The 25,360-nt window shown below is 44.8% G+C and carries 19 protein-coding genes and 1 riboswitch; of the genes, 11 read left to right on the top strand and 8 right to left on the bottom strand.

The annotated features are described in order from the left end of the window. Positions 1-81 precede the first annotated feature (81 nt). From L865_RS0101370 to L865_RS0101360, 3 genes are all read left to right on the top strand, one after another. Positions 82-756 (top strand): potassium channel family protein, encoded by a 675-nt coding sequence (locus L865_RS0101370; RefSeq protein WP_028771581.1) that lies wholly within the window; start codon positions 82-84, stop codon positions 754-756. A 21-nt stretch (positions 757-777) separates the two neighbouring features. Next, on the top strand, positions 778-1,704 hold the full coding sequence (locus L865_RS0101365) for a hypothetical protein (RefSeq protein ID WP_028771580.1): 927 nt from the start codon (positions 778-780) through the stop codon (positions 1,702-1,704). Positions 1,705-2,013: 309 nt separating this feature from the next. Further along, positions 2,014-2,220, top strand: a complete 207-nt coding sequence (locus tag L865_RS0101360; protein WP_028771579.1) for a hypothetical protein — start codon at positions 2,014-2,016, stop codon at positions 2,218-2,220. Between the two features lie 56 nt (positions 2,221-2,276). Here L865_RS0101360 and L865_RS0101355 read toward each other — a convergent pair whose 3' ends face one another. Next, on the bottom strand, positions 2,277-3,200 hold the full coding sequence (locus L865_RS0101355) for a DMT family transporter (RefSeq protein ID WP_028771578.1): 924 nt from the start codon (positions 3,198-3,200) through the stop codon (positions 2,277-2,279). A gap of 432 nt (positions 3,201-3,632) precedes the next feature. Between L865_RS0101355 and L865_RS0101350 the strand changes: the two genes are divergently transcribed. Continuing rightward, positions 3,633-4,499 (top strand): substrate-binding periplasmic protein, encoded by an 867-nt coding sequence (locus L865_RS0101350; RefSeq protein WP_028771577.1) that lies wholly within the window; start codon positions 3,633-3,635, stop codon positions 4,497-4,499. 115 nt (positions 4,500-4,614) lie between these two features. On the opposite strand, the gene L865_RS0101345 is transcribed toward L865_RS0101350, so the two are convergent. Further along, complete coding sequence (locus L865_RS0101345) at positions 4,615-4,806, bottom strand: ribosome alternative rescue factor ArfA (protein ID WP_028771576.1); 192 nt, start codon at positions 4,804-4,806, stop codon at positions 4,615-4,617. A 522-nt stretch (positions 4,807-5,328) separates the two neighbouring features. Between L865_RS0101345 and L865_RS0101340 the strand changes: the two genes are divergently transcribed. After that, a complete protein-coding gene (locus L865_RS0101340; RefSeq protein ID WP_028771575.1) occupies positions 5,329-5,700 on the top strand; it encodes a response regulator in 372 nt (123 codons plus the stop codon). Positions 5,701-5,965: 265 nt separating this feature from the next. Here the strand turns inward: L865_RS0101340 and L865_RS0101335 are convergent, their stop codons facing one another. The 5 genes from L865_RS0101335 to L865_RS24455 all read right to left on the bottom strand — a co-directional run bounded on the left by L865_RS0101335 (position 5,966) and on the right by L865_RS24455 (position 12,728). Beyond that, a complete protein-coding gene (locus L865_RS0101335; protein ID WP_028771574.1) occupies positions 5,966-6,184 on the bottom strand; it encodes a hypothetical protein in 219 nt (72 codons plus the stop codon). A gap of 469 nt (positions 6,185-6,653) precedes the next feature. Further along, on the bottom strand, positions 6,654-8,696 hold the full coding sequence (locus L865_RS0101330) for a S9 family peptidase (RefSeq protein WP_028771573.1): 2,043 nt from the start codon (positions 8,694-8,696) through the stop codon (positions 6,654-6,656). 161 nt (positions 8,697-8,857) lie between these two features. After that, positions 8,858-9,301: a hypothetical protein gene (locus L865_RS0101325; protein ID WP_051484374.1), complete on the bottom strand. Its 444-nt coding sequence runs from the start codon at positions 9,299-9,301 to the stop codon at positions 8,858-8,860. Positions 9,302-9,474: 173 nt separating this feature from the next. Continuing rightward, a complete protein-coding gene (locus L865_RS0101320) occupies positions 9,475-12,063 on the bottom strand; it encodes an acylase (RefSeq protein WP_028771571.1) in 2,589 nt (862 codons plus the stop codon). A 299-nt stretch (positions 12,064-12,362) separates the two neighbouring features. Further along, complete coding sequence (locus L865_RS24455) at positions 12,363-12,728, bottom strand: TM2 domain-containing protein (protein ID WP_028771570.1); 366 nt, start codon at positions 12,726-12,728, stop codon at positions 12,363-12,365. 212 nt (positions 12,729-12,940) lie between these two features. On the opposite strand from L865_RS24455, the gene L865_RS0101310 reads away from it, so the two are divergent. From L865_RS0101310 to L865_RS0101295, 4 genes are all read left to right on the top strand, one after another. Beyond that, positions 12,941-13,132 (top strand): hypothetical protein, encoded by a 192-nt coding sequence (locus L865_RS0101310; RefSeq protein WP_028771569.1) that lies wholly within the window; start codon positions 12,941-12,943, stop codon positions 13,130-13,132. A gap of 336 nt (positions 13,133-13,468) precedes the next feature. Further along, positions 13,469-13,918: a FlxA-like family protein gene (locus L865_RS0101305; protein ID WP_028771568.1), complete on the top strand. Its 450-nt coding sequence runs from the start codon at positions 13,469-13,471 to the stop codon at positions 13,916-13,918. Positions 13,919-14,611: 693 nt separating this feature from the next. Beyond that, positions 14,612-16,351, top strand: a complete 1,740-nt coding sequence (locus L865_RS0101300) for an ammonia-forming cytochrome c nitrite reductase subunit c552 (RefSeq protein ID WP_028771567.1) — start codon at positions 14,612-14,614, stop codon at positions 16,349-16,351. 184 nt (positions 16,352-16,535) lie between these two features. After that, positions 16,536-16,817 carry a hypothetical protein gene (locus L865_RS0101295; protein WP_028771566.1) on the top strand — a complete coding sequence of 94 codons (282 nt, stop codon included), beginning with the start codon at positions 16,536-16,538 and terminating at the stop codon, positions 16,815-16,817. Between the two features lie 250 nt (positions 16,818-17,067). Here the strand turns inward: L865_RS0101295 and metH are convergent, their stop codons facing one another. Further along, positions 17,068-20,793 (bottom strand): methionine synthase, encoded by a 3,726-nt coding sequence (gene metH / locus L865_RS0101290; protein WP_028771565.1) that lies wholly within the window; start codon positions 20,791-20,793, stop codon positions 17,068-17,070. A gap of 559 nt (positions 20,794-21,352) precedes the next feature. On the opposite strand from metH, the gene L865_RS22830 reads away from it, so the two are divergent. Together L865_RS22830 and L865_RS0101275 are read left to right on the top strand one after the other, a co-directional pair. After that, entirely contained in the window at positions 21,353-24,211 is a 2,859-nt protein-coding gene (locus L865_RS22830; protein WP_051484373.1) for an ATP-binding protein, read from the top strand. A gap of 129 nt (positions 24,212-24,340) precedes the next feature. After that, entirely contained in the window at positions 24,341-24,970 is a 630-nt protein-coding gene (locus tag L865_RS0101275) for a histidine phosphatase family protein (RefSeq protein ID WP_028771563.1), read from the top strand. Between the two features lie 170 nt (positions 24,971-25,140). Then, a riboswitch (cobalamin riboswitch) is annotated at positions 25,141-25,302 on the top strand. The last annotated feature ends 58 nt before the right edge of the window (positions 25,303-25,360 follow it).

Below are 25,360 nucleotides of genomic sequence, written 5' to 3'. Positions count from 1 at the left end.
ATATGTTGGTGATAGTTTGAAGTGGCATTTTGCTATTGAATAAATAGCGCAGGGAATTGAAACGACAGGGTGGGTTTAGCTGTGCACGTGCAACAAAAGATTAATCAGAGTAATAACTTCTTTTATATGACCTTTGCTTTAGTGAGCTTATTGGTCTGTTCTTCATTAGTGCAGGTGATGCCACAAGGCGTATTAGAATACGTAGTAGAAGGTTTCACTATAGTGACGTTTATTGTCTGTTTACGGAGTTTACGGTTTGATCGGCGTTGGTATCACTTTATGGTGTTACTGGTGGTGTGTTGGTTAGCGGCCACGCTAGTTCGCAATTTGTTAGATATCAAGGTCATGGATTTACTGATGCTGTCGTTCATGTTCGCCTTCTTTTGGGGGACGTTTACTTCAGTTGCGCGGCAAATTCTATTTGTTGGCCATGTTGATCGGAATAAAATTATTGGTTCAATCGCGCTGTTTTTATTGCTCGGTTTGATGTGGTCATTAATTTATCTGTTTATTTTGGAGTTCTCCCCTCAATCTTTTACCGGTGTCGAGCCTCAAGCATGGGGCGAAAACTTTTCGCAAATGGCCTATTTCAGTTTCGTCACTTTAACGACACTAGGTTACGGCGACATTAGCCCGGTTACCCCGTTTGCCCAAGTTGCAGTGTATATGGAAGCTATTGCTGGGGTATTTTATATGGCGATTGTGGTTGCGAGTTTGGTTAGTGCAGGCCAGGCTAAAGCAGAGCAGCAAGACTAAGAGACATAGGCCAGAGTTATTATGTTAGATGCCGTATATCGACCAGCCTCTTCAGCAGGTTCTGCGCTTGATGAACCTGGGCGAGTTTATTCAGTATTCGCCTTTCAGCAGCTTGATGATGACGAGATTGCCCGATTACGCTGTCACCTTTATTGCCCTGAGTGTCAGGGGCTAGCTTATTATCGTAAAGCATCTAAAGATGGCAAAGCAGCTTGTTTTGGTTCTCGCTATCACGCGGCTGATTGTCTCGAATTTAAACCTTCAAGTTCAAGAAAGCTCGAAGAAGCGGATGCACAAATTGTCAATGACATCGTGTTACAGCACGACGCCATGCAGATTGATTTTAACCTTGCCCCATCGAAGCAACGTCAGCTGCATACAAGCACTAAAACCCCCCGCCCATTAAAGCCTGCGTTGACCAGTCAATCACCCCAGTCGATACTTGCTGATGGTGAGTCAACGCCAACCACACCGGTTACAAACTCCCAAGCGGATGAGGCTAAAAAGCAATCTGAATTAGCTAAGCCCAAAGAGGGGTTGCAACGACTATTGCATAGCTTACTTCGTGGTAGTGAGCTGCAACAGTCGCAACTGTGGGTTTATACCGATGAAAAGTATCGTTGGCGTGCCAAGAATTTGTTTGTGAACTTCGCCGATGCCGAGCCCACAGACAATGGTGCACCAAGGATGTATTGGGGCACCTTATCCCATGCAGATAAACAACTCAATTGGTTAAATCCGGCGGAGAACAAACACATAGGCATCCCAATTGATGCTTACCAAGCTAAGTTTAAGCAACGCTTTAATATCGATGAAGCCAGTGAACTGGCGGGGGCGGCAATCATCGTATTTGGACGTTGCTATTGGAATAAAGATAAGAGTCGAAAGATCATTCAGTTGTGGAACAAAGATATTCGTCGGATGCACATCATTTTAACCGAAGACTAATCAAGTGAAGTTAGGTTTGGATGCCAGCCGGTTTATAAACTACGCACAGTTAATATCTGTCAGCTTGTTTCAATTTGCCAATGCATTTTGCAAATTGTTCGCTTGAGATTGGAATATGCTGAGTTATTTTTAGAACAATACTGAACAAATATAGCAATAATATTGTCGAAATTGATGCATTAAAATATATAAAAACAGCTGCTTACGCATTGCTTGGTGATTCTGACATCGATTGTGGCATGGGATATGCTCTAGGTAATATTGACCATCAACACTTGGTCGTTCTATTTATTACCTAAGGAGTCCATCATGGCTTATTCAAACTTAAACCTCGCTAAGCAACAGCTACATTTTGCGATTAATCAGCATCTCTATGAAACATCGGATGCTTACCGTTGTCGAGTGGACTATGTGATTAAACTTATTGGTGAGCAAGCGGAGAAAGAGCTAGGGATTGCGCACACCAATCAGCATGTACTCTATCAAGAAACCGATTTTGTACTGGGGTACAACTAATGCATTGTTATGTTAAACATTGCGGTGACCCATCGCTCTTTGTCACCGCAATGCCATCACTGAATGCAGCTATTTTGCCGTTTACTCTGCCACCATTTATCACCAAACAGGTAAAAGGCTAAGCCCAATAAGACTAGTCCTGCACCAATGATCAGTGTTTGACTGACCTGTTCCTGGTTGAGTACAGCCCCTAGCGCCATAGCAAATACAGGTGTAATCAAGGTTACTAGTGATACAGTGCTAGCATTAAGGTGCTGCAATATATAGAAATAACCTACAAAGCCAATTAATGAGCCAAATATCCCGAGGTAAACGATTGACCAAATAGACTTTGCACTCCAAGTCTCTGTAGGCACAGTGCCATCAAATAGCAACCAAGCAAGGGCGAATAGCGGAGTTGATATCAGCAAGGCACCCACGGTGCTTGCGATGGGATGAATACTCAAGCTCACCGTCTTAATTAACACACCACTTAAGCTAAACAGGGTTACCGCACACAGGATTAATACTAAGCCTATACCTGCTTCACTGCCCAAAGCCAATTTAGATGAGCAGACTATGGCCAATCCTGAAAATGCCAAAATGAGTGCAACAATTTTCACTCGGCTAAACTTGGCTTCGCCTAAAATCCTTTGCGCCAACAGCCCTGAAATAATCGGTGACAGCCCAAAAAGCAGCGACATGGTACCAGAGGGAATATAACGGGCAGCCATATAGCTGAGCAGCATGCCACCGACAATACCGATGGCTGAAAAGCCATATAATTTAAAGGCTGTTGCAGATAGCGGTAAACGTATTGAACTGCAGGCAATCACTAAGCATCCAATCACTAGTGCCAGCACCATGCGTAATAATACCGCCATAGTGGGATGAACACTCTCGCTGCTCCAGACTATCCCCAGTGGGGTTGTTGACCAGATCAGTACCACAGCAATAAATGCGATAGGGACGAGCTTGGGAAGTGATGGCTTTGTTTTCATTACATGTCTACCTCAATGTTCCATATTGTTAGCAAGGTGACGACAACAGGTAGGCAATGCGATAAAGCGACCGCAATGCTTGACGTTGCGGTCAGGGATGGCTAATAGCTGGGAGTTTAGTCCATATGATCCGCGGGTGTTTTCAGCCACACACAAACACTAGTTGCGAGTTTTCGCACTAGAGGTTGGTTACACTGGAATGTATTGGGGCTTGTTAACACAAGGGAGTTCATATTGGTCATTATTTCACTATATTAGTCATTGGTTTCATACTGAATGGCAGGCGGAAGATTGTCAATCAGATAATTAGGCTAAAACTGATTACTGGGGCTCTTTCTTTACTTCCCAAATTAAGCGCTACGGTTCACTGACATTATTTAGATTATTGAGCTAGTATGAATAAACATGAAATGGATTTTACATAGGGCAGGCATGATAACGCGCGTAATTTTGATTTTGTTGTTGCCATTTACCTGCGTGCTTTCCGCATTTGGTACTCAAGCTCCAAGTCTTATTCGCTACAATATCTCCGCAGATAAAGTCGATGGCAAACAAAGCTATTATATTGATGTGCTCACATTAGCACTGGAAAAAAGCCGTCCAGAATACGGTGATTTTGAGCTTAAACCTGTTTTTATGTCGATGCCGCAAAGTCGCACAATCAAATTAGTCGCCGATAGAAAGTTAATTGATATTGTTTGGACCATGACCTCCCCTGAGCGTGAACAGCAATTATTGCCCGTGTACTTTCCCATAATGAAAGGTTTGATGGGTTATCGGATCGCAATTATTCGTCGTGATGAACAGTTGCGGTTTGATCACATCAATGATCTTGAAGATATGAAACAGTTGGTTTTTGGGCAAGGTAATGACTGGCCAGATGCCGATATTTTACAATCCCATGGCTTTTCAGTGGTAAGAGGCGCGTCTGATAACTTGCTAAATATGTTGGTTAAGGGCCGATTTGATGCATTTCCTCGTGCGTTACACGAGCCTTGGGAGGAGGTTTCCGGGCGCAGCGATGTGATGATAGAAACTGGATTGTTGGTCAAATACTCAGCACCGATATATTTCTTTGTTAATGCTGATAATCATCAGTTAGCTTCGCGAATTCAGTTTGGTTTAGCAAAGGCGATTGATGACGGCAGTTTCGATGAGTTGTTTTTTAGCCATCCAACCACAGCGGGGATTTTACAAAAAGCTAAATTGGAGCAGCGGCGAGTAATTGAACTGAATAATCCCAATTTATCCTCCGAAAGTCAGGCGCTCACAAGTAGCAAAAATTTGTGGCTACAGTAAATAACCATGTCAGTTATCTTAATCTGTAATCCTATGTTTGATCTTAACGGCGATGTTATGGGCTCAGTTTGAGCGAGGAATGGCAATTGAGATAAGTTGCAGGAGTGTCTAAATATCAAAAGGGGCATTGCCCTTTAGCGAATGCCCCTTTGTTGTGTTTGCGGTTGTATGAACCTTTGCCCTTTTTAGGCTTTTCAACTCTTGGCCTAAATAAATTGCTGGTTACTAACGCTTTAATTGCGTTGTCTTTAATCTCTCCTCGACCATGTTCGTGGCCAATACGCGAAGAGGCACGTGGTTTTGCCATTCTATTTTCCTTTCACTACAACGAGTGTGGTTACAAAAAATCAATCTGATTGGTTTGTTGGTTTCAGCGAGTCAGTGCTGCTGAAATTGTGGAGAATATAGGCTATTGCCGACTATCTGTACAGTGATAAAGTGGTCACTTTTTGCGATCAAACCCACAAATGTGATGGCAATTTAGTCAATAGTGGTTGGTTGTTTATCTAGTGGTTGGTTGTTTATCTAGTGGGGGAGGTTGGTGGAGCTGGTCTCCGAAAGGTGCTAATTTTTAGCAGGGATGACTATAAGTTGTTGTTTTGCATGCCCTTTTGTATTAAAGGCGCTTGTTAGATGCTGGTGAAGTATAATTCATTGATTATTAAGCCTAATTGCCTCAATTAACATTGCATCATGATGGTGAGTTGGCTAATATTTTAGATACGTGAACTCAAGCACATTTTTAGTGTCATAAAGTGTAGGTAGCGTTGTGTTGTCCGTGCTTCGGGTTAGTCTAGTTTTGAAAATCTTAATGGTTTGAAGGTGATGAATGGATAGAGCTAAAATCTTGATTATAGATGATGACCCCGTCTGCACCGGCGTGTTACTTGCTATGTTGGGCGATGATTATCAAGTCACCACCGCTAATTCAGGTTTAGGTGGTATCGATCTTTTAGATTCAACCACTCCAGATTTAATCTTTTTAGACATCAGTATGCCGCAAGTTAACGGCTACCAAGTGCTTAAGCACCTTCAGCAAGACAGCGTCAAAGCGCAAATACCTGTGGTTGTCATCAGTACATTAGCTGAAGAGTCAGATCAGGAGTTTGCCAAAAAGTTAGGCGCTAGTGATTATGTGACCAAACCAATTTTGCCCGATGCTATTCAACAGAAGCTCGACAAGTATCTAGCGAGCTCCTAGAAGTACAATAACCATATGAAAATAAAGGTTAATGGAAATGCTCTGCCGTAATATTAACGAATCAAATTGTTATAAGCAGATAGGCTGATTTTTAAACTAATCAGTTAACTTTTAATCGCTGATCGATTATATTTAATCGTCCAGTTTCATGTTGACTCGCAGGGATGCAGTATGGGTCAAACGTCAAACTTAGAAAGTTGTGCTAGCACATTTACCAATTATCAGACAAATGTGCTTAAACTTTTACACAAATATTCTCAGCAACTCAGTCATCTTTAATCGACAACCATAGCGCTTTTAGTTGTGGAAAAAATAAGCTTAGTACCACACCAAAGAGGCTAGCCCACATCACGCACACTAGTGCTGCTACAGCGTAAAGCCCCAACTCATTATCCGCTACAGCTACATACATGTGATGGGTGCCTTGTAGCAGCCCAATAAATATTAATAAACATACAATACTACCAATAATTGGTTTTACCATGTTGCTCACCTTATGTAATAAATTGTATCTAACATAGCTAACTTTGATGGCATTATGCAAGTTTACTTAATCCGAGGGGTGATACAGGTAGAGGAAAATTAAATAGCTAGATTCAGCTAACAAAATTCCTTTATTACAATAACTTGTGGAATGTTAAAAAAAGCGAGGTCATGTGGCCTTGTGATTTGTCGCTTGTTGAATACTTATTGGTAAAGATAAGCTGCTACTTAGCATGATTTTTGACAGGTGAATTTAAGGCGAATATCACCGAGAATGGTGACTTCCTTAAAAGGTTACACAACCTACAAGTCGGTTGTTCAAAGCAGTGTTTAAAGGCGAGTTATAGTGGTCCATATGCGGTGGCAACCAATCTAAACCTAGTGTCACTAGCTTTAAATTGGTTACTTAGCCGCTGAACCACTACCTGCTCGCTGAGCGATCAACTCTTTATAATCGTTAGTATAAAGAGTTAACGTCCGCCCGGCTCGGCAAAACGCGTCATCCAATCTTCCACTTGGTTGTACCAATAAATAGAATTATTAGGCTTCATAATCCAATGGTTTTCATCTGGATAATATATCATGCGTGATTCGACCCCACGGCTTTGTAGGGTGCGGAATAGCTCAAACCCTTGCCCTACCGGTACGCGATAATCAAGTTGACCATGAATGACCAAAGTCGGCGTGTTGAAGTTGCCTGCGCCATAGTGTGGTGAGATAGACTGGTAAATTTCTGGGTTATCCCAGTAGTTACCAAATCGGGTACTATGTACGGCAAAGTCGGCTGACATTTGTGAGTACATGTTATAAACCGCTGCATGGATAAGTAATGCATTAAACGGGTGTTTTTGTCCCAAAATAATCGATGTTAAATAGCCGCCGTAGCTCGCGCCGCCAGCCACCATACGCTCACTGTCAATCCAATCTTTGCTCTCAAACCACTCGGTGGCTTTAAATACATCTTCGAGTGATTTATTTTTCCAGTCTGGGTTGATGCTGTCGGCAAACTCTTGTCCAAAGCTACTTGAACCATGGAAATTAGGCCATGCGGTCACATATCCCCAAGATGCAAAAGTTTGTGCATTCCAGCGGTAGTGAAACCCGTCAGAGATGGCGTTATGTGGTCCGCCATGGATCAGCATCATTAGTGGGTACTTTTTGCTGCGATCAAATCCAGGTGGATAATGCACCCACATCTGAATATCTTGGTCATTATAACCTTTATAGGTGACTGACTCATAAGTGCCCAGATCGACATCAGCTAGAATATCGTCGTTAAAGCTATCTAAACGAGTCGTTTTACCACTGCGGGTATCAATCTTAATCACTCGTGCAGGATAGAGAAAGCTATCATTGGCAGCGACGAGGGTACCGTCATTGGCGATTGAAGGCTTGCCATAGTTGGTGTTATCGGTAATGGGCTTCACTTTGCCATTTTTGGCACTAATGTGGTAAATACGGCGTGTGGCTGCATCGTCGATTGCCGCATAAAAACCTTTACTGTCAGCGGTCCAAACGTAGCGCGCAACCGAACGATCCCAATCCGTGGTGATTTCACGCAGTGTTTCACGCTGAATGTCATACAGGTTTAGGTTTGCCGTGTCGGCATAGAAGCCATGGATAAGTTGACGGGTAAATGCCAGCGTTTTTCCATCAGGGCTGAAACTTGGGTTGGCATCGGGAGCTTCATTTTTTGGCGTGAGATTAACCGCTTTATCACTGCCTATCTTAGCTAAGAAAATATCGATTTTTGGATCGACATTGCGCGTTTTTTTATCCGCTGCCCAGCCATTGGCATTGAAGGCAATGTACTGTTCGTTAGGGCTCACATCGTAGCTAGCTGCACTTTGATAAGAGCGAGGTAACTGCTTATTGAATGTGGCAGTGACTGGTTCTATTTCGCCGCCGTTAGCATTGATTCTAAAAACGTGGGCTTGTCTGTTTTCGTCAATCCAGTGATCAAAACTTGAATAAGGCAGCTCATTCCATTGTTGTGCAGATAATTTACTGTCTTTATCAGCTTTAAGTTGCTCACTCATTTGCTGCCAGTTTTTACCTGGGAAAATACGGCTGATGAAATATAAGTGTTCACCGACCCACTTTACTCCGTAAACTCCGCCTGGCACTTCGGTTAGGCGTTGTGCTTCGCCCGCTTTGTTTAAAGGCAACAGGTATATTTGTCCAGCTTCATCGTCATCACGTTTGCTGACAAAAGCAAGGGTATTACCATCTGGTGAAAATACCGGTTCGCTAGCACGTAAACCTTTAGCGGTAAGTGGTCGCTGACTACTGCCATCTTTGGCAAATAACCATAGTTGAGTCGCACCTTTATCTTCAGGTACGTCATATTGGGTAACTGGCGCAACAATGTATTCACCATGGGGGGAAATCATTGGGCTACCAATTCTGTTGAGTTGCCACAGCACATCAACTGAAAGAGGCTTGTTCTGCGCCGCAAATGCATTTGCCAGAGGCAGTAGCAGGCACAGTAATATAATCCCGGCTTTCTTCACGAGTGGTCTCCTTGGATAACATTCAATTTGTGATTAGTTTTATTATTGTTAGCCCTCAGTAAGCTGGGGGCGTCATGAGTATAGCGGTGTTCAGTTAAAAGCTGTATCAGAAAATATGTAAGTTTATGTAGCTGAACATTGAGATTGGAAGCAACAAATAACTAGCGTGTGAGTGCAATATCACCACTTCGCACGTAGGCGAAATCGCCATCAAGATTGACCAGTTTAGCTTCGATATGCATCGACATCGGAAATTGGCTATCGGGCTGCTTTATAATGACCTCAGCGTAGGTTCGATAGCGGTTTGACAACATATAATGTTGCTCATCTGACTGACAGTCGAAATAGAAGTTGGGCTCGCTTAAGTTAATGTTCTCTAGTCGGTGTTGGGCTTGACGTAGGTACTTCTCGGTGGTGGTGACGTGGCATTGAAAGTGCTGGTTATTACTTGAGAATACAAACATCAACGCTTTTTCATCGTTCAAATCTCCTTGATAACCCCCATCGTAACGGGTGAGCTCAATGGTGGCCGCCATTGCGCACGGCATTAAAAGCTGGGTTATTACCGCACCCCATAGCGTCAGATTAGTTATGTTTCTAGCCATCACTGCATCCCTGTTACACCGGCTTACTTTGATATTAGTTGACAGGTTAGGATAGATAAAGCTCATTTTATCAATGGTTTACTTAAGTTTTTGCTAATTTTAATCTATGAGTTAACAATAAAAAAAAGGGTAGCGCTTGCTACCCTTGAATCACGCAATTGCCAACTTACATTCTATTCAGGCTTTTGCCAGCTTAGTTCGGTGCTAGACTCAACTGCTGCAGCAATATCCGCTTCGTTAAATAACAGTGGGCGGAACTGTTTGCTGCTCGAGTACAACTGACTTTGGTCACTCGATTGTGGAGAGGTGATATTGCTCGACTGCGAGTAAGTTAAAATGCCTTTTGCGACAGGCCCTTGGTCGGTAAAGCTTACCGCCATCATCCAACTTGAGCCATAACGGATAGGGTAGCCTTGCGCCGTCAGGCCTGAAGGCAGTTGTGCTTGGCTAACCGGATCTATGACGCTAGGGTAGGTGTGTTGCGGTATCAAGGTGTCATCACCAGACAGGCTGGTTGAGAACACATTAAAGCCACCAGATGCATTGTGGCTGCCAGGCCAAGGTAGTTTGTTACCTGAAGGGCTGCCATCGGGTAGCGATTTTTCAACAAACTGAACCGTGCCAAGTGCTGCGTCCACAGCAAAGCCTGCGGCTTCAAGGTTTATTGCTGCGCGTGCCAGTGCAACAAGTGCACTGCCGTCAGTTGCCAAGGTGTTTGGCGTATTTGCTGCGTCATTGGCGTCAAAAGGCACACTCAACATGCTAGCTTGATCAAATAGATGCGCAAATTCACGGATTAATGGCCCACCAATACTGTCGTTGTCTTGTCTGCCATTCCACTGCTGCAATGCATCACAAGCAGTGCTGATATCCTTGCTCAGTGTTTCGCTAATCATCACCGGCGTATCACCTTGCGCAGTACATTGGCTGATTAAGTCTTCAAACACCAAATGTTGCAGATAAACTTGATTAGACAGCGCCGCGGCTGCTAGCTCATCAAGGTTAAACTTGCCATCTTCACCACCGGCTTCTTGCATAAGCTTGAGCGCCATTCGAGTGCGCAGCGATTGCTGGCCTCGCTCTGGACCATACATTGCAGAGTACCCCTCAAGTGGGCTAGCTAAGTTGGTTGACCAAAAAGAGTTGTTGGAGTTTTGCACAAAGTCACTGCGTTCTAACTTAGGCGCAAACTCATAACCAAGCGGTGCATCGTAGGCAAATAATGAACTGTTTCCAGGCAAAATCGTAAACCCAGCCTGTGCACGAGTGGCAATAATGTCGGGATTAGACTTTAACAAGCTAATTGCCACGCCAGTTAAGCCTGGTACCGTTGAGTCATCAATATAGAAAGCGTTACCCGCTTTGTCGGCGTACATGGTGTTATTGAAAATGACGCCGTCATAATTCTTGAAGGCTTGTTGAAACTCATCTTTGTTGGTTGCGCGATTCATGGCAAGCCAGTGATCGATTGGATCTTTATTTGCCATGTTGGCGTCTTGTAGCATAAAGGCCTGGCCATCATCCCAACCAAATGGCGCTTGAGTGACAGGGGCTTCAGCAATGGGCCCTTTTGGTGTGGTATAAATATCCTTTTCAGCTACGAGCATGCCAGCGGCACCGCCGTTCACTAGAATTTGTACCGTTTCTTTAGTAATCGGCATCGCTTCGCCGTCAAACAGGTATTGCATGCGATCGCCACTGACTAACTCTAAGTTATAGAGCACAAAATGTTCAGCAGTAGAGAAGGTATGTGTCCAAGCTAAATCTTTGTTAAAGCCGATGTTTATCGCTCCTGGCATACCGACTAAAGAGCCACCCATGACATCTAAGTGCCCAGGGATAGTTAAATGCGACTGCCAGAAACGTAGGTTACCTGTATGGGGAAAGTGCGGATTGCCTAGCACCATTCCCATACCGTTTTCAGTTTTATCTTTACCTAAGCCCCAACCATTTGAGCCCAAATCGCGTGGGTTGGTTTCTGGGGTGGTGATCGTTTGTTGGTGGGCTATAAACTTATTATTTATGTCAGTAATAAAGGCTGTTTGCGCTGCAGTTGTCGCCGCCGGGCCAACGATACGCGGTAGGTACTCTTGACCATCACCGGGATTGGCATAAAAAATGAGATCTAAGAAGTTTGCTGCACCAGGCAATAATGCAATGGAGAACAGATAGTTAGCGACATCTATACCATTGATTGGTTTGACCCATGGTTGACCTGCGCAGAACGGCTCAGCAGTTTGATTGCCGGCTTCTACATCTGCTAAAAATTGGTTATATCCGGCACTAAAACCTTCCATCAGGGCGCGGGAGTTGTAGCTAAAGCTACTATATTGGTTTTCCGCTTTTTCACGGATTTTTAATGCTTTATAAGCGAAATCAGAAATCAGGTTGCCATTATCTTCAGCGGTTGGTAAGCCTGTCGAAAAATCAATAGATGCGTGGGGGCCAAAATACATTGAACGTTCAGAATTGGCCTTAATGAACCCGTCTGCGAGTACACATAAATTGTCTTGGGCTTGAGCATAGCCACTACCAAAACCTAGGCTTTCTAGGTTGTCTGCTTGAATATGTGGAACACCATAAGCGGTGCGACGTACTTGGGCTTTAAGTAAGCCATCAGGCGCGAAAACCTGCAATGGCGGTGTGATCTCAGGTTGTGGTTTGTCTCGTTGAATATTGGCGCCGCCGTCGTCACTGCCACATGCTGTTAAAAACACAGATGAAGCAATGCCCATGGTAAGCATGAACTTATTTAAACGCATCGAATGGTCCCTTTTTTGTTGTGTTTTAGCACCAGTAAATAACCGGTGATGTCCCAAAAAATTCGAATGCCCTAATTTTGATTTTTAGATATTAATTAACAGCTTATTGTTTAAATAATTAAGTTTCTAGCGTCAAATACCGCAAAGACATAAACAACCATTTAAACAGTCATTCAAACGTTTGTCTATATTTTGTCAGGCGCAGTTGAGCTGGCACTCTAGTTAGGTGCTGCTAGGTTACTAGGGAAATATTGGATGACAGCCTAATGTTTATTATTAGGCTGTCGGTTGCCTGTGGGTTAGAGGGCGTGTAGACGTGAGGGTTTGATTTGATTGTATCGCTGCGCGAACCGAAATGGGCTCATTTTAAAGGTACGAATACTGTCTACCCAGCCGATAACAATAGGCACGAGTGTCCAGCTAAAGAGCAAGTACAGGCTGCCTTTTAAATGGTGTCCTAAATAGAACTTGTGTAAACCTAGCCCGCCGAGTAATAAACCAAAACATATCGCCAGTTTTTGGTTTTTAATCCGCATGTTGGGATCGACGCCCGCTAACGCTTCAAGTCCTATGGGAGTGTCACATTGCGGACAGTTGTTAGCATTCACTGACATAGTTTCGCTGCAAGCCGTACATCGTGTTTGAAGATTGTGTCTATTTTTCATTGCAAACTCCGGCTTTCTCGTTATTAGTGGCGGCTCTATTATGCGTACAAGTGTTAGCTGAGTGACAGATGCACAGTTCACATTTTTAAAATAATCTCGTTGGTGCTAGGTGTATTAGTCATGGCGAAACCTGAAAAGCCCACGCTGGACTATAATTAACTGCAACCCTATCGTTAAAAGCTTAAACGGCCATTAAGTTGTGGGAGGAAGGTATGGCTATGTCTAAAACGCAGTACAGTGGCGGCTTTAGTGAGATTGTATCGCGAAAAATGCAGATAGATTGCCAGGTGGATATGCCGGCAAAAGCAGTGGATGCGAGCAGTTATCATGTCACTACGACATGGTTAGATGAACAAGCACAGCTGTCACTCATCGAGAGCTATATGCATGAAGAAGACGCGTAGATTACTAATAAATTGCAATGGATTTTTCAAAGCTAGCAGTGATTAGGCCCCTCTATGAGTCCAGCTTGATGCTGGTTTAAAGACGTTTATTTAAAAACAGTCCGCGCTATTAGCAAATCACTAGCAAAGATAAGATGAAAGGGGCGTTCGCTCTTTGCTATAGCACAGTATTTATTGGGCTTTCTAGCAAGCGCAGTAATATTACTTGCTAGATAAGCATGACAAATAGCGTAAAGCAGCATAAAACGGGTTAATGTTTTGCTAATTAGGCCGATATCACTCTTATAGAGACTATTGGTAGTGCTATGTTTTAGCGCTGCCTTGAGGAGTGGTGTTGTGAACGTGATAACCAAAGCTGTGGGTGCTGCCGAGCCCATCGGTGATTTCAGTCAACTAAAAATTGCCTCTCGAACGACAAATCAGCAAACTAGCCAAGCAACGAGTACAAGTGCACTATCAACCACTGATAATGACGTGGTGCAAATATCTGCTCAAGCTTATCAGGCGCTAGCAAGTGACTCCGGTATGACATTACACGCTCAGCGCCTTGCAAATCAGCAAGTTGCAAGCAAGGAAAGCGCCGAACTTGCCCCCAAAGACAAACTCGATGAACTCATTGATAGCCTCAAGCAGCAGGTCGAAGAGTTGCAAAAGCAACTCGATGAACTCGTTGGCGATCGCTCTGACGGTGCTGATAAGCAGCGTAAGGTACTTGAAGCACAATTGACGAGTCTATTGGCGCAAATTGCCGCGCTAACAGAGCAGCAGCTTAAGCAACAAGCCTAAGGTTCAAACTTTCATCCTAGTGTGGGCATCATCTGTGATGTTTGCCTTTTGTCTATCGTGCCGGTGCTATATAAGATAGAAAATTACAGCCTCGCGCTATCGCTGCTGGTGGGTTATCACTGCTTGCGTTAACCATTTTTAACTTCCGCTGTGTTGGTCACATGTTGCAATCTCTGTTTGATTTGGGGTGCGTCGACAGCCAATTTGTCGTGTTATTACCATCTAAAAATATTCACACTCAACACTCATTTTATGAATTTTTATTCACTCTTGGGGCGTGGGTAATCATGTGTGTAGCCCTAAGCTTATGTTGCTTCAATGTTGTTGAGTGTGAACCAGCCAATCGAGCCAATATGAGTCATTTCTCTACACCTTAGGTGTAGTCTCACTCCCAGAAATATTAATGCTTAATAAATAACCTATTGGCTAATTTTGCTTTATCTATAGCAGTTTAGGCTAAATAATGGCCTGTTTATATATCATTTTAAGTGAAAAACATGATCTGTAACCAGTATTGCGTATACCCCTTTAGAGATATTTGGGTGTTCGCCTAGTGATGATTGTCACACAAATGTTGCTTTGATGTTTACGGTTGACTTGGGTGTTTGTATAGCTGGAAATGTCTTTTTGACAAGTTGATTACAATAATAAGTAGCATAAAAAGTGAATAATGTTCACTTTGAGGAGTGTGAGATGAAAATTCAAAAACTCGCGATTGCGATCGCTATCTCTGCGGTACTCGCCGGCTGTAATGACAGTGATGATGGCAACAACGTGACTTGTGGTGAAGGCTCTGAGCTAAACCCGGATACTAACGTATGTGAAGTCACCCCAGTTGATCCGGTCGATCCCGTTGACCCGGTTGATCCCGTTGATCCTGTCGAATGTGGTGAAGGCACAGTGCTCGACCCAGACAGCAACACCTGTATCGTGCCGCCTACAACTGGACCTGTAGATTTTTACAACAGTGATAGCTGGCAAGAAAGTTTCCCTGAGCAACATGCTACGTGGGCGAGTACCGATGAAAACAATCCAGAATCTGGTAAGCCCACAGACCTATTAGAGGCTAATCCAAACTTGGTTAGCGCGTGGGCAGGCTACGGTTTTGCTAAAGATTACAACCGTGCCCGTGGCCATCACTTTGCTTTGACTGATGTGATACAGAGCCTAAGAACCGGCAGTCCCGTTGTCGGGCATGATGGTAAAGTGGTCGGGGAGGCAATGGCAGCCTCTTGTTGGTCGTGTAAGTCTCCAGATGTCGCCCGTATGTACGATCTTATCGGCGAAGGCAAGTTTGCCAACAACAGTTGGTCGACCTGGGGCCACGAAATGAGCAACACCATTGGCTGTGCGGACTGTCATGAGCTAGGCGAGAATACCTTGCGCCTAAGTCGTCCTTATACCGAGCGTGCAATGACGCAAATTGGTTATACGTTTGCAGAGCAAAACCATAACGGTCAAGCAAGCCAAACGTGTGCGCAATGCCATGTTGAGTATTACTTTGATGGCACAGATGACAAGAAAGTACGTTACCCATGGGATCACTGGGTACCTGGCGTTGAAACCGATTATGCCAGTGTGGTGGGCTATACAGGTAGCGATGAGCTCTATAAAGGTTTTGCCGCAGAAGCGCAGCTGGCTTACTACGACAAGATTAATTTTAAGGATTGGACCAACGCAATTTCTGGTGCACCATCTCTGAAGACTCAGCATCCTGAGTATGAAAACTTGATGGATCGAACCAGCCACGTTATGCCAAATCACTTGGAGTTCAGCTGTAACACTTGCCACATGCCACAGGCCGAGAATGCTGAAGGGGTAATGTACTCAAATCATAACGTTAAGTTTGATGCTAGCAAGCTGCCAAGCGATTGTACTATGTGTCATAGTGCCAGTGATTTTGAAACTAAGTTTGCTAATCGAAAAGCGGAGATTGACGCACTGCGATTCGATGCTAATGGTACCGATCCTCGCCTAACTGAAGTTCACTTTAAAGCGCAAGCGGTGTGGGCTGCCAACGGCGTAGAGGGGATTGAATCAGGCAAGACAATTGGCGAAGCAAAAGGCAATTATGAAGCTGCGCTTAATGCTGGAAACGAACTCGCTACCGAGATGAATAGTTTACTGGGCAAAGTGCGTAATGCGCAGTGGTTCTGGGATAGTGCCACGGCATCGCATGGCATCTATGCGCATAACATCACCGAAGCGAAGCGCTTATTGGTTAAGTCTAATACCTTGTTAGATGCCGCCCTTGTTGAGGCTGATGCCCTTCTCGCTAAGTATGCGCCAGACTATGTCTATGATGCGAGTAAGTATGACAGCAAAGCAAAAGTACAAATTGAAGCCGGTCTTGATTACGACAAGATGAAGTCTGATAAAGATACCTTCATTGAAGAGCGTGTTAAGAAAGAGTGGCCAGTTGAACTGCGCTAACTAGCAAGACCATCTCATCTCTATAGTTCCCATCAAAAAGCCAGTCCGCTCCAGACTGGCTTTGTTTCGTGTAGCAAGCCATCCCATGTTATTAAACCGTGAAACTTGATTGCCTATACTGCATAATCAATGCGTTAGGGAAAGGCTAGGTTAGCCTAATTTGTTTCAAATGCAGGGAAGTGTCATGAATAAGTATCGCATTTTTATTGCCATTTTAGGTGGCTGTTTTGTTATGAACGCGAGCGTTTCTGCCAAAATATACCAGTGCGAATTTGATGGTAAGAAGGTGTTCCAAGACCATTTATGTGAGGCTGTTGAAAGCCAACAAGAAGTGGCAGTGGTTGAAAACATAAAAAGTGAGTTTACCGAGCAAGAGCGGCGCTTAATTAATACCAATCAGTATAAGAATTTGATCTACTCAGCGCGCTTTAGGCAAACTAATTCAAGGCCTGCTAATTCAAAGTAAGTATTGAAACAATGGTTGCTCCCTTGTGAGGTTACTCAACGCAGAAGTAGGTAGCCAAAAACGCGCCAGAATGGCGAGTTTTAGCGATTTTGATGCTGTGTCAACGAGTTTAACCGTAGAATAACTATGCTCTTCACTCGTTGCAAACCACATGGATGTGGTGAATGTCATTAATGCAGGAGCATTTAAAGACCTTGCCTCAGAACCGCTAAACTCTCGCTGAGTGACTAAATGTTTATACTGATTGGTATTACTCTGGATCGTAATCCAATACCGGTGCTAACCAACGCTCCGTTGTTTCAATGCTCATGCCTTTACGCTTAGCGTAATCTTCCACTTGGTCGCGGCCAATATTGGTCACCCCAAAGTAGCGCGATTGTGGGTGGGCAAAATACCAACCAGACACTGCCGCGGTCGGGAACATGGCGAAACTTTCGGTGATATTCAAATCAATGGTTTCATCAGGTTTGAGCAGATCCCATAGCAAGCCTTTCTCGGTATGATCCGGGCAAGCTGGGTAGCCAGGTGCCGGGCGAATACCTTTGTATTTTTCGCGAATAAGCGCTTCGTTATCAAGTTGCTCATCGGCGGCGTAACCCCAAAACTCTTTACGTACTCGCTCATGCATACGTTCAGCAAACGCTTCTGCTAATCGGTCAGCTAAACACTTAAGCATGATGGCATTGTAGTCATCGTGAGCGGCTTCAAAACGGGCGACATGTTCGTCAATACCATGGCCGGCCGTCACCGCAAAACCGCCCATATAATCGGCCACTCCTGAATCTTTTGGCGCCACAAAATCCGCTAAACAGAAGTTATCGTTACCAACGCGTTCAATCTGCATGCGCAGGTGATGGGTGGTCATCTCCAGTTCATCACGGTTTTCGTCGGTATAGATTTCAATGTCGTCATGATTAACGGTATTAGCTGGGAATAAACCAATGACCGCCTTGGCGGTGAGCCACTTCTCTTCAATGATGGTTTTCAACATCGCTTGGGCATCAGCATAGAGCTTACGCGCTTCTTCACCCACCACTTCATCATCTAAGATTTTAGGGAAGTGACCGTGTAATTCCCAACTGCGGAAAAAGGGGGTCCAATCGATGCGCTCAATCAAGTCTTCTAATGGGTAATCATCGAACACTTGACGACCGAGCTTATTGGGCACAAATGGGCTGTAGTTATCCCAATCATGCTGGCAGCGGTTGTCACGGGCCGCTTCAATGCTGATTATCTGCTTGCGCTTGGCTTGGGAGTTACGCTTGTCGCGCATCACTTGGTATTCGTTGTAGGCATCATCTATGGTCGCTTGACGAGTTTCATCGTTTATCAGCTTAGATACCATAGGCACTGCGCGTGATGCATCGGCAATATAGATCGCACCTTCGGGCGAATGCGGCGCTATTTTGACTGCAGTGTGAATTTTAGAGCAAGTCGCACCACCAATAATGGATGGGATGGTTAAGCCTGCTTTGTGGAAAGACTTAACGTTATGCACCATTTCATCAAGGCTTGGGGTGATCAGTCCAGACATGCCAATAATATCGACATTTTCGGCTTTGGCGACTTCAATGATTTTCTCAACCGGCACCATAACGCCAAGATCTATCACTTCATAGCCATTACAGGCCAACACTACGCCGACAATGTTCTTACCAATATCGTGCACATCACCTTTAACAGTGACCATTAAGATTTTGCCGTTAGACTGGCCTTCGACCTTTTCCAGTTCAATATAAGGGTTAAGGTAGGCAACGGCTTTTTTCATCACCCGCGCCGACTTAACCACTTGGGGCAAGAACATTTTACCTGAGCCAAATAGATCGCCCACAATATTCATGCCGTCCATTAACGGCCCTTCAATAACATCCAGTGGTCGATTAGCGGCCAAGCGAGCTTCTTCTGTATCTTCGTCAATAAAGTCGGTGATACCTTTAACCAGTGCATGGGCTAAACGCTCATTAACTGGCTTGCTGCGCCACTCTAAGTCTTCTTTTTTACCTGCAGTGCTACCATCGCCGCGGTACTTCTCTGCAATGTCGAGCAGTTGTTCGGTGTTGTTGGAGTCGGCCACAGGGCAAGGCAAGTTTTGCACAACGGCTTCGACCTTCTCTTTAAGATCGGCATCGATGTCATCATAAATGGCAAGCTGTCCCGCATTAACAATCCCCATATCCATGCCCGCTTGAATCGCATGGTAAAGGAATACGGCATGAATAGCCTCACGGACCGGATTGTTACCTCTAAACGAGAATGACACATTCGATACCCCGCCTGAAATCATTGCATGGGGCAGGGTGCGCTTAATTTCACGGGTGGCTTCAATGAAATCTACCGCATAGTTGTCATGTTCATCGATACCGGTGGCGATGGCAAAAATATTGGGATCAAAAATAATGTCTTCAGGGGGGAAGCCCACTTTATCCACTAATACATTGTAGGCTCGGGTACAGATCTCCACTTTACGTGCCATAGTATCTGCTTGGCCGACTTCATCGAAGGCCATAATGATCGCTGCAGCGCCATAGCGCTTAACCAAGGTGGCCTGCTCAATGAACTTGTCTTCACCTTCTTTTAGGGAAATAGAGTTGACGATGCCTTTACCTTGAATGCATTTAAGGCCCGCTTCAATCACTTCCCACTTGGAAGAGTCAATCATGATGGGGACACGGGAAATATCAGGCTCAGAGGCGATTAAGTTGAGGAACTTTTGCATCACCTCAACCCCGTCAAGCATGCCTTCATCCATGTTGATATCGATGATTTGTGCGCCGTTTTCCACCTGGTCGCGGGCCACCGATAGCGCTTCTTCATATTCGCCGGTTTTAATAAGGCGCAAGAATTTAGCTGAACCGGTCACGTTGGTACGCTCACCCACATTGAGAAACAGCGAGTTTTCATCAATGGTCAGAGGCTCAAGGCCAGACAAGCGACAGGCAACTGGGATATCAGGTAAGGCGCGGCAATCATGTTTAATGACTGCTTCACGGATGACACGAATATGATCTGGGGTGGTACCACAACAGCCGCCAATAATGTTTAAAAAGCCTTCAGCCGCCCAGTCGCCAATAACGCTGGCCATCTCTTCAGGTGTTTCGTCATAGCCACCAAACTCGTTGGGTAGGCCGGCATTAGGATGCGCTGACACATAGCATTCTGCTATTTTTGAAAGCTCTTCTACATAGGGGCGCAGCTCTTGCGGGCCTAAGGCGCAGTTTAAGCCGATAGACAGGGGCTTTACATGGCGCAGTGAGTTATAAAAGGCTTCGGTGGTTTGTCCGGTAAGGGTACGACCTGAGGCATCGGTAATCGTACCGGAAATCATAATTGGCAGTCGCTGGCCGAGTTGATCAAATACGGTTTCTATGGCGAATAATGCCGCTTTGGCATTGAGGGTATCAAAAATGGTTTCTACCATGATGATGTCGCTGCCGCCGGCAATGAGTGCCTCAATTGACTCGATATAAGCCTCGACAAGCTCATCAAAGCTGACATTGCGATAACCCGGATCGTTTACATCAGGGCTGATAGAACAGGTTCTATTGGTGGGACCAAGTACCCCTGCAACATAGCAATGGCGACCCGTTTCGGCGGCAACTTCATCAGCGGCTGCTCGAGCCACTCGGGCTCCTTCAAGGTTGATTTCGGCCGACAGCTCTTCCATTTCATAGTCGGCCATCGCGATGCGCGTGGCGTTAAACGTGTTGGTTTCGATGATATCGGCACCAGCGAGCAAATACTGCTTATGAATCTCTTTGATGATGTCTGCTTGGGTTAACACCAACAGATCGTTATTGCCCTTAACATCGCAGGGCCAATCTTTAAAGCGTTCACCACGAAAGTGTTCTTCTTCTAATTTATGGTCTTGGATCATGGTACCCATAGCACCATCTAAGATCAGGATCTGTTGTTTCAGCTGCGCTTCGATTTGCGCGTTGATTTGCCTAACTTGAGTTATCGGGGTACGGATCGCCATAAATTCTACCTATTTAAAACAGACTGCAACAGACACACATTCGCTCTAAGCGACGTAACACATTGTATAGCATTGTTTATTTGATCAAAATATTGCTTTCTTACAATAAAGAGACCAGCGGTTTTAAGTATCAGCTATAGCATGCTTAATCAACAACATGCAGTGTTACTTTTAGATGTTTATACGTATAGACGTCTATACTAATCAGTTGACCTGCTAAGAGCAAGTTTATTGCTCGATGTTTATCGGTTTTCAAGTCCGCTGTTTATCCCACGCTATCGATGTTTACGACCGATAATAGTGCGCCAAGTTTGTACTATGCTTATACAACGTCAAGCAATGGAGATGCGTGGTGATCAACAAAACAACGTTGCCAGCATTTAGGTGGTTAATACTGATACTCGCTTCTATGGTCATTACATGGCCCATGGCCACCAATATTGATTTTAATATTGGTCAGCTCATCATCGTCGTTTCAATTATTTGGCTTGGATTAATAGCGCTGCTATTTGTGATGAGTTTGCGCAGTCAATGAAGCGACGAGTTGGAGTATGAAAACATGATATCTCCAATTACCTTGATACTGGTTATTATTGGTTATATCGGTGTTTTATTCTTGATTGCCCAATGGGCAGAATCAGGCAGTATACGCGCGCAGAAAGTCACCAATAGCGTGTCAGTTTACGTGCTATCTATTGCAATCTATTGTACCAGTTGGACCTTCTTTGGCAGTGTCGGCATTGCGACCACCTCTGGCGTGTTAATGTTGACCATCTATTTAGGGCCCAGTTTAGTTATGCTGGTGCTATGGCCGTTGATGCAGCGCATCTTGCTGGTTAAGCAAGTTTATCATGTCACCAGTATTGCCGATTTCCTATCCGCTCGATTTAATCGCAGTATCACGCTTGCGGCGCTGGCATCGGTTGTGGCTATGGTCGGCGTAGTCCCTTATTTAGCGCTGCAATTAAAAGCAATTAACGGTGCAATAGACACCGTAATTGACAGTGGCGAGCCTGTATATCAAGCACTGACTTGGTTCATTTGGGCTGGAGTAGCGTTGTTTGCCATTGTCTTTGGCATTCGGCATTTAGATCCAACTGAGCGCCATCCTGGGATGATGTTAGCTTTAGCTATTGAAGGCAGTGTCAAGCTCATTGCGATGCTAGCGGTGGGGTTATTTGTCAGTTTTTACCTGTTTGATTCACCCTTGGCGATATTAACTCAACTGCAACAGCAGTTGCCTGAAATGGCACAAACGATGGCGCAAAAACCTGCATTAATGACTTGGTGTAGCTATTTGTTGTTAGCCGGTTCAGCATTTTTACTCCTTCCTCGCCAGTTTCACGTTATGGTGGTTGAAAACGCCAATGCTAAGCACGTCATAAAAGCGCAATGGATGCTGCCGTTATATCTATTCTTGATGACGGTATTTGTTACCCCCATTGCGGCTGCTGGCTTGTTGTTACTTGGCCCGCAGAATCCAGATATGTTTATGTTGGCTTTACCAATGGCTTCCGGCCAATCCTTGCTGACGCTGTTGGTATTTATTGGTGGCTTCTCGGCCTCAATGGCGATGTTGATGGTGTCTGGCATGACCTTATCGACCATGTTCAGTAATCACATTGCACTGCCTTTCCTGCAACGTTATTTCCCAAACTCCATATTTAAACGCTATTTACTGCAAAGTCGTTGGCTGGCTGTATTTTTGATCCTCGGTGCAGGTCAGGTGTTTTATTTACTTTTTGGCGACTCCTATATGTTGGTCAATATGGGGATGTTATCATTTTGCGCGATATTACAATTTATGCCGTTAGTGATTTGTGGCCTTTACTGGCCAACGGTTACCACCAAAGGCGCGATTGCCGGTTTGGCCGCAGGATTCAGCGTTTGGGGTTATTGCTTGTTACTTCCCTCGCTGATGAATAGCGGTTGGTTAGCGGCAGATATTTTGACCGCAGGTCCGTGGGGGATAGATTGGTTGCGCCCAGAGCATCTGTTTGGCTCGCAAATGCAGCATATTAGCCATGGGACTTTTTGGTCGTTAATTGCCAATATTTCGACGTTGATCATGGTGAGTCTTTTTAGCCAAACCCCCGCAGAAGAGCAGCGCTACAGCGCTGAGTTTATCGATGTCATGGCCGACAAAGGCGAAGACAATGAAGCCTTATTTGAGTTGCTACCACAGGATATCGACTTAGCCCCCAAATTGACCATCATTGCCGATATTTTTGGCCAATATCTCAGAGATGATTTAGCCAAACTCAAAGTCGATATGTGCTTATTAGAGGTGGGCTTGTCGGTTGAAGATCCGGTTAACGTGCAAGAGTTGGCCAATTTAGAGCGAGCCACAGAACGGTTGTTGAGCGGGATAACCGGGGCATCAGTGGCACATATGGTTGTGACACAATCAAACTTGTATTCGAAGTCAGAAAAGCAGGTACTTGCTCGCTATTACAGACAGCTATTAACCCAATTGAAAATTAGCCCAGCTCAACTGCGACAGCAGCTTAACTATGCAAAAGAAAAAGAGCAGTTGGCAAAGCAATACTCTGACAAAATGGAAGCCCTGGTTGCCCAACGTACCGAGGAGTGGCAGGCGGCGATGGATAAGCTTAAGCGCACCCAAAATCAGCTGGTAGAGCATGAAAAGCAGGCGTCGTTAGGTAAAATGGTGGCGGGCATAGCGCATGAGATCAACACTCCTATCGGGGTATGTGTCACAGCGGCTTCGCATATGAATGATCAGGTCAATGAGCTAAAAAGATTGTTCCTAGCTGGTGAGCTAGACGAGCAAGAGTTTGTTCAGTTTATTGATACATGCATTGAGGCCATGGATATTATTTTAAAAAATAATGCCCGCGCCTCAAACTTAATTCAAAGCTTTAAGCGTGTTGCCGTCGATCAATCTAGTGAGCAGCAACGGCAATTCTTACTTAAAGAATATTTGCAAGAAGTGATACTATCGCTGCGGCCAACATTGAAGCAGTTACCCCATCATATAACGATTGACTGCGACCCTAGCTTAATGTGCCATACCTATCCGGGGGCATTGTCACAGGTGATCACGAATTTGATCATGAATAGTATTTTGCATGGGTTTGAAGCTGAACAAATCGGCACGATGACCATTCAAGCACAGTTACGAGATGAGACGGTTGAACTGATCTATGCTGATGATGGTATCGGTTTAGATGAAGAGGGGGTAAAAAATCTCTTTGACCCATTTTATACCACTAAGCGCAATGAGGGCGGAAGCGGCTTAGGTGCGCATTTAGTTTACAACTTAGTCAGTCAAAAACTGCAAGGGAAGGTGGATATCAAGACCGCGCCAAATGAAGGCTTGGTTTATCATATTTTATTTCCGAGGTTATTAGTCCAAGATCACAGCAAGCCACCGCCAATAAACTTTGATATCTGAGCGTTTACATAGAACTTGGCTAATCTAACCTTGGCGCTTGTAGTTAAAAGTTGATCAACATGCTTGTATCTGCGCCTGCCAAGTCGTTAGGCTAGGTGCATAGTGTTCATTAACAAGCTTATCCATTTGATGAAAATAACCAGCGTATATCTAATGCGTCACGGTCAGTGCCAAGGCGGTCAAATTTTACGGGGCACTACCGATGTCGCGCTTAGCGCGCAGGGGCAAGCCTTGATGCTCGACAATATTGCTAAGTTGGTAGACAAACTTGCAATGCAGTCGCAGCAACTAAACGCGTGTTTTAGCTCACCGCGGCAGCGCTGCATGTCTGTGGCTAAGCAACTTAACAGCCGTTATGGGCTTGCGTATCAGCAGTGCGACGGGTTAGCCGAGATTGACTTTGGCGAGTGGGATGGCCAGCCACTAGATGAGCTATATCAATCTTGCCAGCCGCAACTTGAAGCCTATTGGCAAGATCCATGGGCAAACCCTGCACCTAATGGCGAAACTATGGCTGCTTTTGAAATGCGAGTGCAAACTGGCTTTGAGCACATAGTCAATCAATGCCGAGGTCAACACATACTGTTATTAACCCACGGTGGAGTGATACGTCACTTGATGGCACAAGCGCTAGGCGTTAATCGAGCCAGTGGTTTTTATTCTCAGCTGGATATCCCCTATGGCGCTGTGGTCAATATCACCTTATATCAGGGCGAGGATGGTCAGATGCACTACCGGCTACATTGGCCTAATGGCTAATCCGCTCTATTTCGCTTAAGTCGGTGAATTGAGGTCGATGTCACTAGGGTGAACTGAGACAACATTTTGCTACTGAGGTTGGCGACTTGGCTGAAAATCGGCATAATAGCCACAGTTAAAGACTATTGGCCGTCTAGATGTCGATAGTCGAAAGTAAGGTGTTGAGCGTCTTATTGGCCTAGTTGCTGGGTAAGATAAGCTTAACTTAATAGGGAATTGGGGAGCAGTCTCACTGCCTGCCCAAGCTGTGCCCGCAACTGTACGCCATAACCGATGCTAACCTGCGTTAGGTTATCGCAAGCCAGGATACCTGCCTTACTTTTCGCCAAGAAACTCGAGCGGGTAACTCGAGGGAGCTTGAAATGAAGTACCCCATTATATCGGTTGGCA

The sequence above is a fragment of the Shewanella waksmanii ATCC BAA-643 genome, from assembly GCF_000518805.1.
Lineage (GTDB): Bacteria > Pseudomonadota > Gammaproteobacteria > Enterobacterales > Shewanellaceae > Shewanella > Shewanella waksmanii.
This window is presented reverse-complemented; position numbering and strand designations above follow the sequence as displayed.

Coding starts and splice junctions, on each gene's coding strand:
- L865_RS0101360 (WP_028771579.1), top strand. CDS start 2,014: ATGGCTTATTCAAACTTAAACCTCGCTAAGCAACAGCTACATTTTGCG.
- L865_RS24455 (WP_028771570.1), bottom strand. CDS start 12,728: ATGAAAAATAGACACAATCTTCAAACACGATGTACGGCTTGCAGCGAA.
- L865_RS0101325 (WP_051484374.1), bottom strand. CDS start 9,301: ATGGCTAGAAACATAACTAATCTGACGCTATGGGGTGCGGTAATAACC.
- metH (WP_028771565.1), bottom strand. CDS start 20,793: ATGGCGATCCGTACCCCGATAACTCAAGTTAGGCAAATCAACGCGCAA.
- L865_RS0101350 (WP_028771577.1), top strand. CDS start 3,633: ATGATAACGCGCGTAATTTTGATTTTGTTGTTGCCATTTACCTGCGTG.
- L865_RS0101345 (WP_028771576.1), bottom strand. CDS start 4,806: ATGGCAAAACCACGTGCCTCTTCGCGTATTGGCCACGAACATGGTCGA.
- L865_RS0101320 (WP_028771571.1), bottom strand. CDS start 12,063: ATGCGTTTAAATAAGTTCATGCTTACCATGGGCATTGCTTCATCTGTG.
- L865_RS0101275 (WP_028771563.1), top strand. CDS start 24,341: ATGAAAATAACCAGCGTATATCTAATGCGTCACGGTCAGTGCCAAGGC.
- L865_RS0101335 (WP_028771574.1), bottom strand. CDS start 6,184: ATGGTAAAACCAATTATTGGTAGTATTGTATGTTTATTAATATTTATT.
- L865_RS0101310 (WP_028771569.1), top strand. CDS start 12,941: ATGGCTATGTCTAAAACGCAGTACAGTGGCGGCTTTAGTGAGATTGTA.
- L865_RS0101340 (WP_028771575.1), top strand. CDS start 5,329: ATGGATAGAGCTAAAATCTTGATTATAGATGATGACCCCGTCTGCACC.
- L865_RS22830 (WP_051484373.1), top strand. CDS start 21,353: ATGATATCTCCAATTACCTTGATACTGGTTATTATTGGTTATATCGGT.
- L865_RS0101300 (WP_028771567.1), top strand. CDS start 14,612: ATGAAAATTCAAAAACTCGCGATTGCGATCGCTATCTCTGCGGTACTC.
- L865_RS0101295 (WP_028771566.1), top strand. CDS start 16,536: ATGAATAAGTATCGCATTTTTATTGCCATTTTAGGTGGCTGTTTTGTT.
- L865_RS0101355 (WP_028771578.1), bottom strand. CDS start 3,200: ATGAAAACAAAGCCATCACTTCCCAAGCTCGTCCCTATCGCATTTATT.
- L865_RS0101365 (WP_028771580.1), top strand. CDS start 778: ATGTTAGATGCCGTATATCGACCAGCCTCTTCAGCAGGTTCTGCGCTT.